The following is a 2,720-nucleotide window of genomic DNA, read 5'->3' as shown; positions in this document are numbered from 1 at the left end:
AGCGAGAACACCCGGCCGTTGCCGTCGATGACGTATTGCGGCAGACCGGTCAGCGGATGATAGACGAAACGCTGATGGTTGCCGTTGGCGTCTTCCACCGCGACCAAAGGGAAGAGGGTGGAATCTTCATCAGAACCGTCCTCCGCCACCACCAAAGGCGCAAAACGCAGCGCTATCGAACCGTCCAGCGAAGCAATGACGTAATGCCCGTCCGGATTTTTACTGAACCAAATCTGTTCGCTTTCGAACAATACCGGTTCTTCGTCATCTTCATCGACTTCCGGCAAAGGGAACAAACGGCCCTGATCGTCGATATAGGCTAATCCGGCCGCATCGCGGATAATGCGCTGGCAGCCCGGCACGCTCCAACCCTCGCCGAGCCAGCCGGTACCGTCTTGGTCAGAATAATAGCTGCGGCTCCATACCAAAGGCAAAATGCCTTCAAAGGCAAAGTCGGTTTCACCCTCCAAAAACTTCAAACCGTGTATCGGATTGACCGGACGGCCGGCACCGGCAGCCCTTTTGCAGGAAATACAGGGTTTGGGCGGCAGTTTCTTTTTGAACTTATTGTTCATGTGGAACATATCGCCGGCGCGAATGATGTAGCGCTTGCGGATTTTAACCGAAGAAGAATGCATCATCGGCCAGGCGGGTTTGGTAGCGGTGCGGGAAAGCACACCCTTGCGGCCCGGAAGGGCGGGTTCGTCGCCGGTAGTGCGGTTGGTTTTACTGGCCTTGAAGACGAAGGCGGGCTTGCGGTTGAGGCGGACGTCTTTGGCGACGGTCTTGGCGCCGCCCAGGTCGGCGAAGAGAGGGAAGGGGATGGGCGGCACCTAGGAAAATTGAATTGTTAAAGAACAAAAACATTATTGCTCAGGCCGTCTGAAAAGTTTTTTCAGACGGCCTGAATAAATCATTGGAAAAGAAACCGCGTGCGTGCCTTGGGATACGCACCCTACATGCGGGCTACGGCTTGCTAACTCAATCTAGTTCTGCTTGTTGGTCATTTTTACCATTGCTATCATCGCTGATCTCAATATTTTTTTTATGTGTGAATAATAAATCTAAAATTTTAGATATATTCTTTGAGTCAGGGAATTTTTTAGGATTTTTTATGTTTAAGAAATTATTAATTTCCAAGTTATGTAAATGACTTATTAGTAAAATTGTAGATAGCGGGTATTTATATGAGGAAGGATTTTTTAAAATATCCTCTATTGCTAAATTACTTCCGAAATAATAATTTTTCATTGGTAATACATAATTATCGAATATAGCAATAATTATCTCATTTATTTCATTTTCGGATGTTTCTGGATATAAAGAAATAATGCCAAAATCTTTAAAAATAGAATCAAATTTTCCAAGTTCTGAACCATGTACTTTAAAATTACTTGGTGTGTCATTTTCATCAAAAATATCGTTTATTTCAGGATAAAATTTTGGGATAATTGTACTTAATTCTATAAATTTTTGGTCTAGAATATTTTGCTCATTTATATAAGAAACGATAGAAAATGAGCATAATGCCCCAATTTTTACATGCTTACCTTTTTTAAATTGGAAGTTAATTTTTCCAAAAAAAATGTCATTAAAAAAAAGTGAAATAATACAATCGTGTTTTTTAAATGAAATATGGTTAGCTTCCAAATATGAGCAGAAGCTATTTAATATTTTTTTCTTCATTTTTTATACCTCAATAAAATAAATGTTATATCTCTTCCATTTACATTAACAACTTTGCCTTTAGAAGTTAAAATAGTTCCTCCTCCTTTTCTTGATGTATTTGCATTTGCACAACGACCAGTTGGAAACGCGTTTGATGCTCGTTGATTTTTAGTAAGCCTACCTGAGCCAAATTTTGATTCAAATACATAAGTCTTTCCGCCACGTTCAGCAACAATATCAGCAATAATATTTTGCCCATTCACAGTCATGGGTACTTGTGTTCGAATATTTTTGAATCCATTTCTTGCAACATCAAATAGAGCACGGGCCTCTCCTCGTCTACCATTAAAATGTGGAATTCCTAATAAACCCAAGGGATCTAACCACATTTGAACATTTGGCGCAAACCAATACAGATTATCCCCACCCATCAACCCAATCGGATCCTGATTCACAAACCTACCCGCATCAGGCTCGTAATACCTGAAGAAGTTGTAATGCAGCCCCGTTTCACGGTCGGCATACTGGTTTTGCAGGCGGAACGGCTGGTATGCGCTATCCGTTACCTTGGTTTCCTCTTTCAGACGACCCCAGCCGGTGTAGTTGCCGAACCATAAGAGGTTGCCGTCCTTATCAGTCATCTCGCGCGGGATGCCGATTTGGTCGCAGTGGAAGTAGCGGGTCTGTTGTTGGTTTTCTCCTTCTGCGTTCGTCCAATCGTGGACTTGCGCCAGCGGTTCGTAGGACTCTTGGTCGGTATAGATATAGGTATACCTACCGTCCAAGTGGATTTCTTGCAGCAGATGGCTGCCGTCCCAGACGAAGCGGGTTTGGTTTTCGAGGTCGTCTGAAACTTCCTGACTGGTTTTCAGACGGCCTTTGCCTATCCTTCTGCCCAAGGCGTCGTAGGTGTAGGACCAAGTTTCTTTCGTACCGTCTTTTTTGAAGATTTCGGCTTTAACCAGTTGGTCGTGCAGGTCGTAGAAATAGTTCTGCACTTCGCCGTCAGCCAGCTCGCGGTGGATCAGGTTGCCGAGGTCGTCGTAGTAATA

At 43.8% G+C, this 2,720-nt stretch carries 2 protein-coding genes and 1 pseudogene; all 3 read right to left on the bottom strand.

Features of this window, described 5'->3' with window-relative positions; all coding sequences use genetic code 11:
- Positions 1-833, bottom strand: a pseudogene (locus O3682_RS11635) (DUF6531 domain-containing protein); the annotation flags it as partial.
- 148 nt (positions 834-981) lie between these two features.
- Positions 982-1,686 carry a hypothetical protein gene (locus tag O3682_RS11630; RefSeq protein WP_371510174.1) on the bottom strand — a complete coding sequence of 235 codons (705 nt, stop codon included), beginning with the start codon at positions 1,684-1,686 and terminating at the stop codon, positions 982-984.
- A partial coding sequence (locus tag O3682_RS11625; protein ID WP_371510173.1) for an RHS repeat domain-containing protein occupies positions 1,683-2,720 on the bottom strand: 1,038 nt, incomplete at its 5' end. The genes O3682_RS11625 and O3682_RS11630, both read right to left, overlap by 4 nt.

Source organism: Neisseria sp. 27098_8_112 (assembly GCF_041433235.1).
GTDB lineage: Bacteria > Pseudomonadota > Gammaproteobacteria > Burkholderiales > Neisseriaceae > Neisseria.
Note: the sequence above shows the minus strand (reverse complement) of the source record. Positions and strands in the feature narration are given on the sequence as shown.

Bases quoted from the DNA above. Each gene is read 5' to 3' on its own strand.
- O3682_RS11630 (WP_371510174.1), bottom strand. From the start codon at position 1,686: ATGAAGAAAAAAATATTAAATAGCTTCTGCTCATATTTGGAAGCTAAC.